The 15,100-nt window shown below is 37.5% G+C and carries 15 protein-coding genes; all 15 read right to left on the bottom strand.

Annotated elements, in window-relative coordinates; genetic code table 11:
* Positions 1 to 113 precede the first annotated feature (113 nt).
* Positions 114 to 311 (bottom strand): cold shock domain-containing protein, encoded by a 198-nt coding sequence (locus G9G57_RS02690; RefSeq protein ID WP_013373372.1) that lies wholly within the window; start codon positions 309 to 311, stop codon positions 114 to 116.
* Between the two features lie 346 nt (positions 312 to 657).
* Positions 658 to 996, bottom strand: coding sequence for a hypothetical protein (locus G9G57_RS02685; RefSeq protein WP_164964437.1), 339 nt, complete (start codon positions 994 to 996; stop codon positions 658 to 660).
* A 3-nt stretch (positions 997 to 999) separates the two neighbouring features.
* On the bottom strand, positions 1,000 to 1,392 hold the full coding sequence (gene fliS, locus G9G57_RS02680; protein ID WP_044786117.1) for a flagellar export chaperone FliS: 393 nt from the start codon (positions 1,390 to 1,392) through the stop codon (positions 1,000 to 1,002).
* A 20-nt stretch (positions 1,393 to 1,412) separates the two neighbouring features.
* Positions 1,413 to 2,915 (bottom strand): flagellar filament capping protein FliD, encoded by a 1,503-nt coding sequence (gene fliD, locus G9G57_RS02675; protein WP_164964436.1) that lies wholly within the window; start codon positions 2,913 to 2,915, stop codon positions 1,413 to 1,415.
* Between the two features lie 12 nt (positions 2,916 to 2,927).
* The gene (locus tag G9G57_RS02670; RefSeq protein WP_044786120.1) at positions 2,928 to 3,317 is read right to left on the bottom strand and encodes a flagellar protein FlaG; all 390 of its coding nucleotides are present in this window, start codon (positions 3,315 to 3,317) and stop codon (positions 2,928 to 2,930) included.
* A gap of 172 nt (positions 3,318 to 3,489) precedes the next feature.
* Entirely contained in the window at positions 3,490 to 4,626 is a 1,137-nt protein-coding gene (locus G9G57_RS02665) for a DegT/DnrJ/EryC1/StrS family aminotransferase (protein WP_044786122.1), read from the bottom strand.
* 12 nt (positions 4,627 to 4,638) lie between these two features.
* A complete protein-coding gene (locus G9G57_RS02660; protein WP_164964435.1) occupies positions 4,639 to 5,205 on the bottom strand; it encodes an N-acetyltransferase in 567 nt (188 codons plus the stop codon).
* A 2-nt stretch (positions 5,206 to 5,207) separates the two neighbouring features.
* Positions 5,208 to 6,284 (bottom strand): Gfo/Idh/MocA family protein, encoded by a 1,077-nt coding sequence (locus tag G9G57_RS02655; protein ID WP_044786124.1) that lies wholly within the window; start codon positions 6,282 to 6,284, stop codon positions 5,208 to 5,210.
* 11 nt (positions 6,285 to 6,295) lie between these two features.
* On the bottom strand, positions 6,296 to 7,603 hold the full coding sequence (locus G9G57_RS02650; protein ID WP_044786126.1) for a nucleotide sugar dehydrogenase: 1,308 nt from the start codon (positions 7,601 to 7,603) through the stop codon (positions 6,296 to 6,298).
* Positions 7,572 to 8,705, bottom strand: coding sequence for a non-hydrolyzing UDP-N-acetylglucosamine 2-epimerase (gene wecB / locus G9G57_RS02645; RefSeq protein WP_044786127.1), 1,134 nt, complete (start codon positions 8,703 to 8,705; stop codon positions 7,572 to 7,574). The genes G9G57_RS02650 and wecB overlap by 32 nt, the downstream gene beginning before the upstream one ends.
* Positions 8,706 to 8,742: 37 nt before the next feature.
* Positions 8,743 to 11,073, bottom strand: a complete 2,331-nt coding sequence (locus G9G57_RS02640; protein WP_161796221.1) for a methyltransferase domain-containing protein — start codon at positions 11,071 to 11,073, stop codon at positions 8,743 to 8,745.
* A gap of 187 nt (positions 11,074 to 11,260) precedes the next feature.
* Complete coding sequence (locus G9G57_RS02635; protein ID WP_044786128.1) at positions 11,261 to 13,138, bottom strand: glycosyltransferase; 1,878 nt, start codon at positions 13,136 to 13,138, stop codon at positions 11,261 to 11,263.
* Positions 13,139 to 13,310: 172 nt separating this feature from the next.
* Positions 13,311 to 14,201 carry a flagellin Hag gene (gene hag / locus G9G57_RS02630; RefSeq protein ID WP_044786129.1) on the bottom strand — a complete coding sequence of 297 codons (891 nt, stop codon included), beginning with the start codon at positions 14,199 to 14,201 and terminating at the stop codon, positions 13,311 to 13,313.
* Between the two features lie 150 nt (positions 14,202 to 14,351).
* Entirely contained in the window at positions 14,352 to 14,591 is a 240-nt protein-coding gene (gene csrA / locus G9G57_RS02625; RefSeq protein ID WP_164964434.1) for a carbon storage regulator CsrA, read from the bottom strand.
* Positions 14,592 to 14,593: 2 nt separating this feature from the next.
* Positions 14,594 to 15,046: a flagellar assembly protein FliW gene (gene fliW / locus G9G57_RS02620; RefSeq protein WP_164964433.1), complete on the bottom strand. Its 453-nt coding sequence runs from the start codon at positions 15,044 to 15,046 to the stop codon at positions 14,594 to 14,596.
* Between the last annotated feature and the right edge of the window lie 54 nt (positions 15,047 to 15,100).

Genomic DNA, 15,100 nt, shown 5'->3' with positions numbered 1-15,100 from the left:
TATGTATGTAGAAAACATAAAAAAGCCCTGGAATATATTCCAGGGCAGTTGCTAGCGCGTTATCCATTGCTAACCATCTTACCAATTATGTAGGTCGGCTATGCCGGGGATGATTATAATTTGGTTACGTTAGCGGCTTGTGGTCCACGTGCGCCTTCGACGATGTCGAACTCCACGTCTTGTCCTTCTTCAAGTGTTTTGAAACCTTCTGTTTGAATTGCGGAAAAATGTACAAATACGTCGCCGCCGTCAGCCGTTTCGATGAAACCATAACCTTTTTCTGCGTTAAACCATTTTACTTTACCTTGCATGCACTAACATTCCCTTCGTCATCAAATGAAGTGAAGCTCTCGCCCACATTTTTGACTATACCACCCAAAGTTATCCATTGTCAATTGGAATTGATAATGTTTTCATGTATAGTTATTCCATATATAATACAATGGGTAAATAGTCAACAACTTTGTTTCTTGATCTTTAGAACTTGAACTAGAGCAGACTTACTAATCATGTTTTAAACTACATTCTAGAGTCTGAAACGATAAATTGATAGATTTTTTTGCTTTTGAGGGTTCTTTTCTTTATTTAGAAACTATTTAAATGTTCAAGAAGCTCTCGTCCACATAATAAAGCGTGTTAGACGAGAGCTTCTTGAATTTATTTTTTACGATCCATCAGAAAGCTATCAGGCGTATAGTTAGATTCATAGGCATTGCGTTGCGATTTGGCTATATTTCTTTGAACAAGCCAATTTTGGGCTTCCTGTTTTAACGATTGCATACGCTGATCAATTAACGCATCATAGCTTAGAATAGACTCTAACTTCATTTTTTGTTCTTCTGCCATCGGTGAATTTTCCAAGGCATTTACCAATTGATCCACCTTCATTTGACGAACTTCGACAAAAATCTCAACTTCCTCGTAATTTGTCTCATTCAGTCGAAGTATGAATTGTTGGGTTAGTTGCTCCAATTGGGATAAAACTTCATTGATCATAGCTTACTGTTCCGTTGACAATGACATACCTGCCGTTAGCTTGTTCACTGCAATCCAAGTTTCACGTAATTCTTGCAGATAACCCAGCACTTCTTCACCTGACTCAATCTTTTTCTTGATATTCGTTTGAATCAATAAATAGTTCATATACTCATATAAAGCATATAAATTTTTGGAAATATCATACGAGTAGTTTAAAGTAGACATTAACTCACTAATAATACTTTGTGCTTTGCCCAGGTTTAAGTTTGTTTTAGCAATGTCATTCGATGATATTCCATCAAGACCAGCCTTTACAAAGCGAATAGCCCCATCATATAACATTATAATGAGCTGCCCTGGAGTAGATGTCTGCACCGAAGACTGTTTATATTTTTCATAAGGAGATGAGATCAAACGAATCACCCTTTTCTAGACTATTGTAAAAAGCTTGTCAAACTGGACGACTGCGACTGGTACTTGCTCATAGCCGATTCCATAGCCGAAAACTGCTTATAATAGCGTGTTTCTGCATCAGCAAGTTTTTTGGTCATCTCTTTAATATTGCTGTTATAGTTTTTAAGCTGCTTTCCCATTATACTGTCAGCCTTTAAGGTTGTACTAGCATTTGTATCGTATTTTGATGTACCTGCTTTTTTTACAAACATGTCTAACGTAGTATCAAGCTTACTTCTCAACTCGCTAAAGATGGGCTTGCTGTTTACATCAGCGGACGACCCTTTGAATATATTCATAACCTTATCAGGATCTATCGTCAAAGCAGCCTTCAGTTTCTCTTCATTAATTTGTAATTTACCATTCTCGTAGTATTGGCCTGTTGTAATGCCAACCGAACTTAAGTCTCCCAATTTACTGGAAATGATCATTCGCATAGAAGACACAGCAGAACTTAAAATCGTATCATTTTTGAGGAGACCACTTTTCGCCTTTTCTTCCCATTGCTTAATTTCATCTTCCTTCATGTCTTTCCTTTGATCGGCTGTCAGTGGAGGGAAATCGCGATACTTTTGTTCACTTAGTTTCGTATTAAATGTACTTAATAGGTCATTATAAGTATCCACAAAAGATTTAATGGTCTCCATAGCTTTTGTTGGATCTGACTGGGTTGTGACTTTAGCTGGTCCAGTAGTTCCAGTAGTCTCTAACAGAGTCAGTGACACTCCATTAACGATAAGGGAATTATTATCAGGATTATAAGTTTTAGAACTCGAATCCGCAGTATTCGTTACTATAACTTCCCCTTTTTCAGCCGCCTTTACATCTGTAGAACTAATTTGGAATAAATCCATAAGCGTACTGCTTTTAACCTGCTTATCAGCACCAGTTAATTTAATATTATTTTTATCCCCATAATCTTTAGCTGTTATAGAGAACTTGCCGCTGATTTCATCAAAGTTTGCTGTCACGTTTGCCCCTTCTGAGTTGATACGGGCCATTACTGCAGATATTGTATCGGTTTTAAGAAAAGTGATTGTTTTATCATTGATATTTAACTCATAAGTATCAGACGCGCTGCCACCTGCAATTTGCTCCAATGTTGTATTTTTAGTAGCATCTGCTGTACTGCTGCCCGCTGTACGTAGACCTGTAGAGGTCTGCATATTGGACTTTGTTGCTAACTTGTTAACGACTACAGACATAGGTGTAGAGCTAGCATCAGCATTAGCTTCCGCTTTAATAGCCGTTGTATTACCAGTTAACATTGCTTTCTGAGTGTTCATTACCTCTGACTTACTATCCATCTCGAATAATTTAGCTCTAAATTGAACGATTTTAGTATTTAACTCACGGTAACTATCACGCGTCCATTCTAATGTCTGCTTCTGCTGATTCAGCTTGTTTAACGGAGTTTTCTTGGCAGTCATTAAGGACGTAACCATGCTATCTATATCCATTCCTGAAAAACCATTTATACGCATCTAAGCGCCTCCTTATACTTTCTCATCTATGAGTATTCCAGCGATCTCCATCATCTTTGCTACTAAATCAAGGGTCTTTTCAGGAGGAATCTCTCGAATCAATTCCCCAGTGTCTTTATTGAGAACTTTGACCAAGATCTGGTGTGTTTTTTCATGCACACTCATCTCCAACGTGGTTGTAGGGCCCTGAAGAGCCTTAACGGCCCGGTCTATCGCTTTAATGAGTTGTTCATCTCCAAATGGAACGTTAATGCCTTGTCGCTCAAGATTATTTAGATCGATTCCATTTTTCGCCGCCTGCAGAAGCATGCTTCTCTGGCTAACATCTGAATCAGTAAGTTGACTTTTCGTACTCGACGTGGAACTTGCCGTGTTGGTAGAAAGTGAAAACTGTAGATTCATCGTTCATCCCCCGATGGAATTATTTATTATATTTATCGGTTAGTGAGGTTTAAGATTGAATAGTAGTATTAAATAAGGTAAAAAGAACATGTAAAACGATATAAATTATGTTGCAAGTCTTCATTTCAATCTCTGTATGTTCCTATTGTGCCGAAGATTATATACACATTTTTTACCCAGCAGAATTTAAAAATTCTTTTATCAAATCGCTAATTTTGCTTATTTGTTCTTTTGTTAGATAAGGATGCATCGGCAAAGAAAGTACAGTTTCACTTAATGTATTACTAATCGGATAAAGGGTATCATCTGAATTCAGATAAGAAAATGCTCTCTGTTTATGCAAGGGCTTTTCATAATAAATCATGCTGGGTATGCCCGATTCCATTAATTTTTTTTGAAGCTCATTTCGTTGGTATTTGTCTCTCAGCTTAATTGTGTATTGTGCAAAACTTGAATAATAACCAGAAGGAATAAACGGGGTGCTTACTGCACCTGCCAGTAAGCTTTTATAATTTTCATATACTTGATTTACCTTATCAAGCTCATGTTCTACAAAAGCTTTGAATTTAACAATTAAAATAGCAGCCTGCATTGTATCCAATCTTGAATTCAAGCCAATTCTAAAATTATCGTATTTATTTTTACCTTTACCATGAACTTTAAGTGATCTGATTAACTCAGCAAGGGTGTCATCATTGGTAAATATAGCTCCTCCATCTCCATAGCAACCCAGTGGTTTAGCTGGAAAAAAAGACGTGGTTGACGCATCACCAAAGCTGCACGCCTTTTTATCATTTATTTTGCCACCAAATCCCTGAGCTGCATCTTCCAAGACAAGTAAGTTGTACCGCTTGGCGATCTCCTCAATTTCATAATGATCTGCGGGAAGTCCGAAAAGGTCGACAGGGATAATCACCCGTGGCTTTAATTTTCCTTCCTGCAGAACATTCCAGATAGCTTGCTCCAATTGAATCGGATCTATATTAAACGTGTCTTTACACACATCAACAAATATGGGGGTAGCGCCGCACAATGAAACAATTTCACCCGTTGAAAAGAAGGTAAAGTCAGGAACAAAAACGGCATCTCCTTCTTTTATTCCCCATGCCATCATTAATAAAGACATTGCATCCGTACCGTTTGCACACGTTATACAGTTCTTAACTCCAACATATGCCCCTAAAAGCTGCTCTAGTTCTCTCACTTCATTACCTTCGATAAAATTTGCATCATTAATTGTCTTCTGAATAGCATGATCAATTTGTGATTTGTACGTATTGTACTGCATTTTCAAATCTCTAAAGTCCATTTCATCACTCCGTCAGTTTTCCTCTTGCTTATAAAGCAAACCCTCAGATAATTTGTAATTCCTCCCACAGCGGCATTTATAATAAGTGTTTAAAGTACTCCCACACTCACACACCCAGCCTATTTGCTTGGCAGGCAGACCTGCATATAGAGCATAATTAGGGACACTACTGGTTATAACCGCTCCTGCTGCAATTAAAGACCACCGTCCTATCGTGACTCCACAAACAATTGTGGCATTTGCACCAATCGACGCCCCATATTGGACTTCAGTTTTATTATAAAAATGCTTTCCCTTTGGATATTTACTCCTGGGGTTTAAATCATTTGTGAAAACAACAGAGGGCCCACAAAAAACATAATCCTCCAAAGTAACTCCTTCATAAACAGATACATTGTTTTGAATTTTCACGAAATTCCCTATTTTTACATTGTTGGAAATATTAACATTTTGTCCTAAAATACAATTTTCTCCGATTTCGGCACCTGTTTGCACGTGGCTAAAGTGCCATACTTTTGTTCCGGAACCTATCGACACCCCGTCATCCACATAGCTGCTTTCATGAATAAAATAACTCATAATTAAAACAATCTCGCAAAATCTGTAGTTTTACTTTTGTATAATGGTAAACGAATGCTACGCCCCTCAGCAGCAGATTTATAGATGGCAAGGACAAGTTCTAAGGCCCTACGCCCATCTTCGGCAGTTACATACGGTTGGACATCCGTAACAATAGCCTTTATTACATCTGCATATAAAGCTGTGTGCCCAAATCCATACACATCAGATGGGTATTCACTACTTGATTTTATAATTTCATCAAGATTATCCTTTTGATCGGCAAAATGCCATTCCTCTAGTAGATTTACTGACTTTCCTCCGGCTTTGGCAGTACCTTTCTCCCCAAAAATATACAATGTTTCTTCCAGATTTTTTTCGAATATATTAACAGTCCCCTCAATTAGCCCGTAACTCCCGTTGGCAAATTTCACAATGGCCAGTCCCATATCCTCTGCTTGTATATAATCATGCTTCAAATTATCTGTCATACCGATAACTTCCGTAATATCATTGCCCATCAACCAACGCAGAAGATCTATATTGTGTATGCATTGATTCATCAATGTCCCACCGTCATGCTCCCAAGTCCCTCTCCATCCAGATTGGCTGTAGTAGCCTTCTTCTCTGTTCCAACGAACATGCGCCGTTCCATGAAGGAGCCTGCCAAAACGCTCATGGTCAATAGCTTCTTTTATTTTCTGAATAGATTTATTAAAACGGTTTTGATGACATGCACTCACTTTCAACTTTTTTTCTACTGCCAATTCTATAATAGCGTCTGCCTCTTCAAGGGACAGAGCAATCGGCTTCTCTATTATCAGGTTAACTCCGGCATGCAAGCAGTCCAATGCTATTGCTCCATGTGATCCGCTTTCCGTGCATATCGCAATTAAATCTATGTCTTCATTTTGCAACATCAGGTGATAATCTGTATATAAATGAACTGTGTCTTGTAAATTAAACTCTGAGATCTTGGCATCCATGTATTGGGGAATCACATCGCATAAGGCAACAATGTCAAGCTCGTTACTTGTCGCAGCAGCAATATGATTTGATGAAATACGTCCGCAACCAATTAATGCATATTTAAGTCCCACTTTTCTCCCCCCTACAGCAACTCTATATTTTTTCTATTTTGAACTTTTTTCATAGCATTTTTGGTATCAAAAATGGCTATTGCATGTTTTTGAACATACTCGTAGTCAATGTTGGTGTGTCCAGTAGTTATTATGACTAAGTCTACACTCTTTATTAGCTCCTCCGTTAATGCTGCCTCGCTGTGCCTCGGCACTCCTCGATCAACATATTCAGTAACATAAGGATCAAAATATACAATCTCACTTCCTGCTTTTTCAAACTCATGAATAACTTTAATTGCAGGACTTTCCCGATAATCGTCTATATCCTGTTTATAAGCTACACCTAGTGCTAATATTCTGGATCCGTTCAGTGATTTTCTAAATCGGTTTAAAATTTTACTGGAACGTTCTACGCAATACTCGTGCATCCTGTCATTAATCATCATAGATGATTCGATCATCGAAATATGAAAGCCATATTCGCGTGCCTTCCAGGATAAATAGTATGGATCGAGCGGTATACAATGGCCTCCCAAACCCGGCCCTGGATAAAACGCCTGGAATCCATAAGGCTTTGATTTTGCAGCATCAATGACCTCCCAAATATTAATACCCATCTTGTGAGATAACATTGCCAGTTCATTAATTAATCCTATATTTATATTCCTATAGGTATTTTCGATGATTTTTTCCATTTCGGCGACTGAAGGTGAGGAGACACGATGAATAGGAGCTTCCAATACACTCTCATATAGTAACGCCGCAACATCTGTACAGTTTGGTGTGACTCCTCCAACTACTTTAGGTGTATTTTTGGTCTTGTAGATTAAGTTACCAGGGTCAACTCTCTCGGGAGAAAAAGCTAAATAAAATTCTTCACCGCATACTAATCCCGAGCTTTCGAAAATCGGCTTTAATAAATCCTCAGTCGTTCCTGGATATGTTGTAGACTCAAGTACAATAAGCATTTCCTTATGCATATAAGGTACAATACGTTCTGCAGAATTTTTAATATAACTTAGATCAGGTTGTTGGTGGTCATCAAGTGGAGTCGGTACACAAATACACACACAATCTGCCTTGGCCACCTCTGAAAAATCCGTTGTGGCTGAAAGCAAACCCGAATCTATGATAGACTGTAAGTCTTCGTTAACAACATCCCCGATGTAGTTCACACCCGAATTCACTAGTTCCACCTTGGAGGCCTGAATGTCGAATCCGATCGTTTTAAACCCGGCTTTAGCTTTCTCTACAGCTAAAGGTAAGCCGACGTATCCCAAACCAATAACCCCTAATACTGCGGTTCTAGATTCTAGTTTTTTTCTGATATCCTCCATTTTTATTAATCCTCTCTTTTGTGATAATCTGGTATATTATTCCAGCGGCATTCCCATCACCAAATAGCCCCGATGAGAAAGCCTTTAAATGATCCAGATTTCTAGTCGCTGCTTCTATGATGCTGGGGACCTGTATTGGACTTAGAACATTCCATCCTTTCTCCAATGTTTCAATCCACTCCGTTTGATCTCTAAGTGTAACGCATGGTGTTTTCATAAAATAGGCTTCTTTTTGGAGTCCACCCGAATCTGTAAGCACCATGAATGCATTAGCAGTCAAATACAGCATTAGCAAATACCCCAGCGGCTCTACAATGACCACATTATTGAGGTTCAATTGTAGATTTCCGACTGCCTTCCTAGTTCTAGGATGGAGAGGGAGAATTACTTTCTTATCCAATAACTCAAAAGCTACTAAAATCTCTCGCAACTTTTTTAAATCATTTGTATTCTCGGCACGGTGTATAGTTGCAAGATAATAATCATGTTCATTAATATTAGGAAAACCTTCATTTGTTTTCTGCAGTTCGGAAATCCAATATCCATTAGAATATTTGGCATGCGAGAACTCCTTATAACCAAGCACTGCATCATACATGATATCTCCCGTGTTAAATACTCCCGAAACAATCCCTTCCTGAGCTAAATTTTCCACCGCTCTCTGGGTTGGACACAGTAACAAATCTGAGATATGATCCGTCAATATTCTATTTTGTTCTTCTGGCATTCCTTTATTGTAACTGCGCAGTCCCGCTTCAACGTGAAATACCGGTAAATGTAATTTACTAGCGGCTAAGGCCCCTGCCAAAGTTGAATTCGTATCACCATAAACCAACATAGCATCCGGCTTTTCCTTTATAATTATTTTCTCAATCTCCTCAAGCATTCTTCCCGTTTGGAATCCGTGTCCTCCTGAGCCTACGTTTAAATTATACTCAGGCTGGGGAATAGATAACTCGTGAAAAAACAAATCAGACATATTAAAATCATAATGCTGACCCGTATGGATCAGTATTTCAGTATGCTTTTTTCTCACGATTCTCGAAAATGGCGCTGCTTTAATAAACTGAGGTCTGGCGCCAATAACAGTAACTATTTTCATCTTAAAACTCCTTCACTGATTCAGCTATAACTGCGATTTACTTCTTTTCAGAATGCACTAAGAATATTTTGTTATAGCCTCCAACATTAAAAGGGCAAATCTCTTTAATTTCCACAATGCTACTATACCGTTGGGCTACTTCTAGTTGAGAATCAAACCATCTAACATGTCCCTCTGAGTAGAAATTAGGGACTGAAAAAAGAACCTCAGTTCCTGTTTTCAGCTTGTTTAAAATCCCTAAATCATCATTCAAATGCTCGAGAATTTCAAATAACACAGCAAAATTATAATCACGACTGAATAACTTCGTCTTATATACGTCATCAACATAAAATAATGATCTTAACTTATCATTTCTTATTTTTGCATGCTTTATGGCTTCAGAACTAAAATCCATACCTGTGTAGTTTGTTATTTTGTTGTCGAATAACAAGTTAGCAAACTGACCCGGTCCACAACCAATGTCAAAGACTTTAGGATTGTCATAGGATTGAATAATCTCAGTTGCCCTTTTCCATATATCAAAGTAGTGTGTCTCACTATAATGCTTAAAATAGGTTTCGTCCCAGCCCCCCGATTCAAAAGCTTTGTTGTAAAATTCATCATTTTCTTCTTGAAGTTGAACTGTCGTGAGTTTTATTGATGAGGCTACTTCATCAAAGACTCCACTTAATGTTTTGGTTAACTCTCTTCTTTCAAATCGTTCAATGGTATTATTCTTATCCAAATCAGAATAGGAGTCTTCTTCCCATAACTTGTACATACTCAAAATATATTCTTCGATATTTTCTACGTCATAAAAATCGAAATTCCTCCCCCGATTGGTAGTAACTATTAGTTCTTCGACCAGACTGTCTCGTGGGGATAAGGATAAAATTCGTTTTCCCATTCTTAAGTACTCAAATATCTTCCCTGTATAAACGGATTTGTTTTGTTCCCCCGGTCCTACGATTAACAGTAAAAGATCAGATTCATAAGCATAGGCCAAGCTCTTCTGATGATCTAAATAGCCTAAAAATGTAACAGTATCAGCTATATTTAAATCTTGGGCTAATTCCTTCCATTTCATATCATCGTCTGTTTGTGTGAATAAGATTTCAATACTATCTTTCGGTATTGCTTCTTTTTCTACGAGATTTGAAATAGCTCGAAAGAAGGTTTCGGGAGTTCGGATCATATACAAAAGTCCGTTGTGCATAATACGAAACTTATCCTTTTTCAGGCCCGTCTGCTTTAAAGCTAACTGCGTAAAATCTTCTTCATCATATCCGTTCGTAATCGTGACAATCTTATTCTCGTTTATATTAAAATCATGAATATAGTTAGATTTTGCATGAGATGTAATGGCCAAGACTTTGTCGCACGTATTTAAAATATTCTGTTCCATCTCCCGGAACATTTTATAAATTAGGTCATCGCGATCATAATTAAAATAAGGATTATTGGTCCATTCGTCTCTAAAATCCACGATCCATTTTTTTTGAAATCTACTTTGCAATAAGTTGCCGAGTAAATGATCGGAGTAGGGACCAGAAGTCGAATAAATTAGATCTATTTCTTTAAAGTCAACTTTATCTCCAATTACATCAAGAGCCTCTTTTACAAACACAATTGCGGGCTCTGGCAACAAAGCATATTTATTGATCAGTTCTGGATTTGTATTGAGCGCATCAACATATTGAATTAATAGTTCATCCTTATTGACCACAGTTTGATATATTTCAACTAGTTTATTAATGTAATTAAGGTCAATTTCTACGTTCTCTGATATTCTTATTAACTCTATTTCTTCAGGAATCTCCAACTCAAGTGTATGGTCTATTAAGGAGGTTTGAGCATCACCTATGGTTAGTACAATAGGCTCCCACCCAAATTCTCTAAGATATTTAACAAACTTAAGAGTTCTTTGAACACCTGAGCCACCTAAAGGTGGAAAGATATAAGCAATAATTAAAACTTTTTTTCTCTTTACATATTCACTAACCTGAGACAAAGATTTCAGCTCTACTATTTTTGATAGTACAGCCTCCGTTAAATCATTTCCCACCAACTTCTCTAATTTTTTATATTGTCTATATGAGTTAATATATTCTTTTTTTAGTTCATACACATATGCAAGATTATATAATAAGTGAACATCATAAGGTCTTCGCTCCAAACCTTCCAAGAACAGCGATCTTGCTACGTCTAGATTTCCTTCAGCTAACTCAATGATCCCTTTCATAGAAAACAAGTCACAATCATCTTGTTGAAGCAACTCATACTCATGAATATAATTTTTAGCCTCAGACAGATAGCCACTATTAATAAGTTCCTCTATATTTTCTTTGAATATATTTGAATATTCCCTCATTGTATTTACATTCATCAAAGTTTCACCATACTTCCATTCTGAAGTTTTATCATGTAAAACGAACATACTGATTGGTTTGCATTACAAATTTTTCTACACCTAGTTTATATGGCATGTCTCTCCATGCCCTATCACCCTAATAAACCTTCAAATGCAGTATTCCCACGTCATATAGCCTACAGAAAATTCAAGAGAACTCAACCTATTCCTGCTCATAATGAAATGCTCTTGGAAAGCGTTTATTAATCTCTGACTTCGTCTTATAAAATGCGTCATCATCATTGATTTTTTCAAAGTAATTTAGACTTCTTTCATAAGAGCTATATTGCGGATCCAAAGTGAGGAGTTTAGAATAAAACAATTGAGCATCTTGAAGATAATTGTTTCTAAAGCACAGATCACCTAATAACCGCACCATTTCAACATCATTAGGTTGTTCTTTAAAGACTTCAATTAATAAATCAATGGCAAGCTCATCAAACCCATAATCACTTAGAATTTTACTCAGCTTTAGTTTAGTTTCTCGCTTGACAGCAATCATTTTTTCAGCAACCGCTTGAAAAAGTTCAAACTCTTCTAAAATAATCATATACTGACATATCTCAAGCAATATATTTTCCAATACTGTCGTTAATGCGACTTTACCTCTATGACCACTGACCATTTGCTTAATGATTTCCATTTCTTTATTACTCAAATTCAACAAATATTGAATATCTTTCAAGAAAATATTCTCTTTCAGCAGGATAGAGAGCAAAAGCAAGTCTTTACCATTTTCCTCCTCTTTATTATCGAGTTGAGACCACAGCAACCTAGCTTCTTCATATTTTTTGCTGTAAATTTTTGCGCAAGCTGTTATGTTAGGTTGTACATTTATTTTGTATCTAGTTAAAAAATAATCTAGTAAGGGGCTACGCATCCCATACATATTATTCAATAAATATTGTAAATCTTCCACACTATCAAGCTTATAAAGCTTTTTTAAACCATTCTGGACATCCTCGGACTTCATGTTTAATTTCGGGACCAACCTTAAATATTGCTGAAGGGCTGGGACAAAATTCGTTTTAAGTTCCAACACTCTGATAACTTCTTTAAGACTGTCCTCCAGTCGTCCTGTTTGCATGTACAGCTCTGATAGCCTCAGATGAGCCATGTACCCCCCGCTACCTTCTGTAACGTAATAGCCTTGATCCCCAAGTTTTATACAATTGCGATAGCAAGCTTCCGCATCCCGATAGTATCCAGCCCTCTGGTAAATCACCCCCAAAATATAATGCATTTCAGTTTCCTTTGGAAAAAGCAACGCGGCATCTGTTAATATGGAAAGAGCTTCATCTATTTGCTTCATCTCCGCTAAAGCATATGCGAGTTTCGTAAGTAATTCTGGCAGAAAAACCCGGTTTTTGCTTAGCGGATATGCCTTTTTGAAATAATTAGTAGATTTTTCATATTCTTGAATTCCGAAATATGTCTGTCCCATATTGTAAAGATTATATGCATTTGGGTTTTCTTTCACTTCAAGTTCCATCAAAGGTAAGTTTCTGTTCATTTTTTTATCTTCAAGTAACATCTCATCTGCATAACCGACGTGATGAATCACATTACTGGCAACACCATTTGTGAATTTAATATGATTGTCTGGAATATTCAAATGTTCATGCAGTCTGTTCTCATAATGTAAATCAAGAGATTTTTTAAAAAGTCTCACAGCTGTATGATTAAATGACATTCCTAGGCTCATCTTGTTTTTTATATTAAATACATAATAATCACAATCTCGGGACAAATCTTTGTTTAGATCCGCATCTGCTTCCAAATACTCATCCGCATCCAAAACCAGGATATAATCAGATGTAGCATTTTTAATAGATTCATTTCTTGCTGCGGAGAAATCATTAATCCATTTAAAAAAATGAATTTTATCTGTATATTTTCGAGCGATATCAAGGGTGGCATCTGTTGAACCTGTGTCTACAATGATGATTTCATGCACAATATTTTTAACACTTTCCAAACAACGTTCCAATACCTGCTCCTCATTTTTAACAATCATACATAATGATATTGTTTTCATCATAATACCCTCTCATCTCTTGCAGTCTTACTATATATGTCGGTATAAATTACTGCTTTTGTTAGCAGTTTCACTTTTGCGCAATATGAAAATTCAACCAGTGTGTTCCTTGTATACAAAAAAAGCTGTCAGGAAATCCTGACAGCTTTTTTTAAAGATATTAAAATAATGATGATTAACGCAACAATTGCAGTACAGCTTGTGGCTGTTGGTTTGCTTGCGCCAACATAGCTTGGGAAGCTTGAGCAAGGATGTTGTTCTTCGTTTGGTTCATCATTTCTTTCGCCATATCTACATCGCGAATACGGGATTCAGCAGCAGACAGGTTTTCGGAAGTAGTACCCAAGTTGTTGATTGTGTGTTCCAGGCGATTTTGGTACGCGCCCAGTTTCGCACGTTCTGCAGAAACCGTCTCAATTGCAGTATTGATTGTTGTGATTGCTGCATCTGCAGACTTTTGGCTGGAAATGCTAATACCAGAAGCTACAGTTGCAGCAGTTGTTCCTTGCGTGGATTTGGCAGAACCTCCACCCACTTTCAAGCTTGCAGCATCCATTGCTTTAATTTGCAGAGTGATGTTTTGACCTTTATTTGCACCAATGTGGAAAGTAAGATCAGCAGCGCTAGATACACCAGAACCAGTCGCAGCAGAACCATCCAAAAGTTTTTTCGTATTGAACTCAGTAGTGTTGGAGATACGAGTGATTTCTTTCGCCAGTTCGTCAACTTCATTTTGCAGAGCTTCACGGTCTTTGTCAGTGTTTGTGTCATTGGAAGACTGAACAGCGAGCTCACGCATACGTTGCAGGATGGAGTGAGTTTCATTCAATGCACCCTCAGCTGTTTGGATCAGAGAGATGCTGTCTTGACCATTTTTAGTTGCCATATCCAAACCGCGGATTTGACCACGCATTTTTTCGGAAATTGCCAAACCAGCAGCATCGTCACCAGCACGGTTGATACGAAGACCGGAAGACAGCTTTTCGATCGCTTTGTTTGTGTTAGTAGTGTTGTTGTTCAATTGACGATGCGTGTTCATTGCAGCAATATTGTGGTTGATAATCATTTAAATTTCCTCCCTGAAGGTAAATGTCCCACATCCATGTGGTTTATTGTTGTTACAGCTATCCGTTGAAGTCGGCCGCCCCTCCGCAATAGCTTGTACTATATATATCGACATTCTCGTCGAACTTTTAATAGCATTTTAGGATTTTTTTTATTTTTCGTTATTTTTATTTATCATCTTGCGCAAAGCATCTAAATTTGACACCGTATGGGCAGCAGATTCACGATTGGACTCTTGAATGGATAAATAGATTTCTTTGCGAAAGATGTCCATCTGTTTGGGTGCTGAAATTCCTATACGAACAGTATCTCCCTCTACTCCGAGCACCGTGACCTCAATGTGATCCTGAATAATAATAGATTCGCCTTTCTTACGCGAAAGTACCAGCATGCTTATTCACCTTCCTTTGAGCGGACGGTTTTGTCTTCCTTAACGGGTTGCAGTGAATGCTTGGTCTGATACGGAGACTGGTGCAGAACAACTTGCTTGGCTTGCCTATTATCGGGATTGAACACTAGAGGTGCCAATAGATTAATCGTTGAGTTTTCCACCTGCTCCTGTAATGTTAGTATGCTACGAACGACTAAATTAGATTCAATCTTCAGTTCTTCTGCTTCGTTATCAGGGAGCTCAAACTCATATTCAGGATAAAAAATAAAAGGATCCACTACAACAAAAGAGAGTTCTTTCTGCTGAAGGGACTGGAGATAGTAAAAGGGTGCCTCATCTTGATCGAGCAATACAAATTCAGTTGTCTCCTCAAATCCCGGAATTCCTTTTTCAAAACGATATATTTCTTTGTCATTAACTTCAAGGTCACCCCAAATAGATGTGGATATAATCACTAATATTCCTCCAATATTTAATCAGATCTATACGTTTTATTAAAAAAAGGCTAT

This window comes from Paenibacillus sp. EKM211P, from assembly GCF_011066175.1.
GTDB lineage: Bacteria > Bacillota > Bacilli > Paenibacillales > Paenibacillaceae > Paenibacillus > Paenibacillus polymyxa.
The sequence above is the reverse complement of the archived record's forward strand: the minus strand, read 5'-3'. Positions and strand labels throughout refer to the sequence as shown.

Bases quoted from the DNA above. Each gene is read 5' to 3' on its own strand.
- G9G57_RS02640 (WP_161796221.1), bottom strand. From the start codon at position 11,073: ATGAATGTAAATACAATGAGGGAATATTCAAATATATTCAAAGAAAAT.
- G9G57_RS02685 (WP_164964437.1), bottom strand. From the start codon at position 996: ATGATCAATGAAGTTTTATCCCAATTGGAGCAACTAACCCAACAATTC.
- G9G57_RS02660 (WP_164964435.1), bottom strand. From the start codon at position 5,205: ATGAGTTATTTTATTCATGAAAGCAGCTATGTGGATGACGGGGTGTCG.
- G9G57_RS02690 (WP_013373372.1), bottom strand. From the start codon at position 311: ATGCAAGGTAAAGTAAAATGGTTTAACGCAGAAAAAGGTTATGGTTTC.
- wecB (WP_044786127.1), bottom strand. From the start codon at position 8,705: ATGAAAATAGTTACTGTTATTGGCGCCAGACCTCAGTTTATTAAAGCA.
- G9G57_RS02665 (WP_044786122.1), bottom strand. From the start codon at position 4,626: ATGGACTTTAGAGATTTGAAAATGCAGTACAATACGTACAAATCACAA.
- csrA (WP_164964434.1), bottom strand. From the start codon at position 14,591: ATGCTGGTACTTTCGCGTAAGAAAGGCGAATCTATTATTATTCAGGAT.
- G9G57_RS02650 (WP_044786126.1), bottom strand. From the start codon at position 7,603: ATGGAGGATATCAGAAAAAAACTAGAATCTAGAACCGCAGTATTAGGG.
- G9G57_RS02635 (WP_044786128.1), bottom strand. From the start codon at position 13,138: ATGATGAAAACAATATCATTATGTATGATTGTTAAAAATGAGGAGCAG.
- G9G57_RS02670 (WP_044786120.1), bottom strand. From the start codon at position 3,317: ATGAATCTACAGTTTTCACTTTCTACCAACACGGCAAGTTCCACGTCG.
- fliD (WP_164964436.1), bottom strand. From the start codon at position 2,915: ATGCGTATAAATGGTTTTTCAGGAATGGATATAGATAGCATGGTTACG.
- hag (WP_044786129.1), bottom strand. From the start codon at position 14,201: ATGATTATCAACCACAATATTGCTGCAATGAACACGCATCGTCAATTG.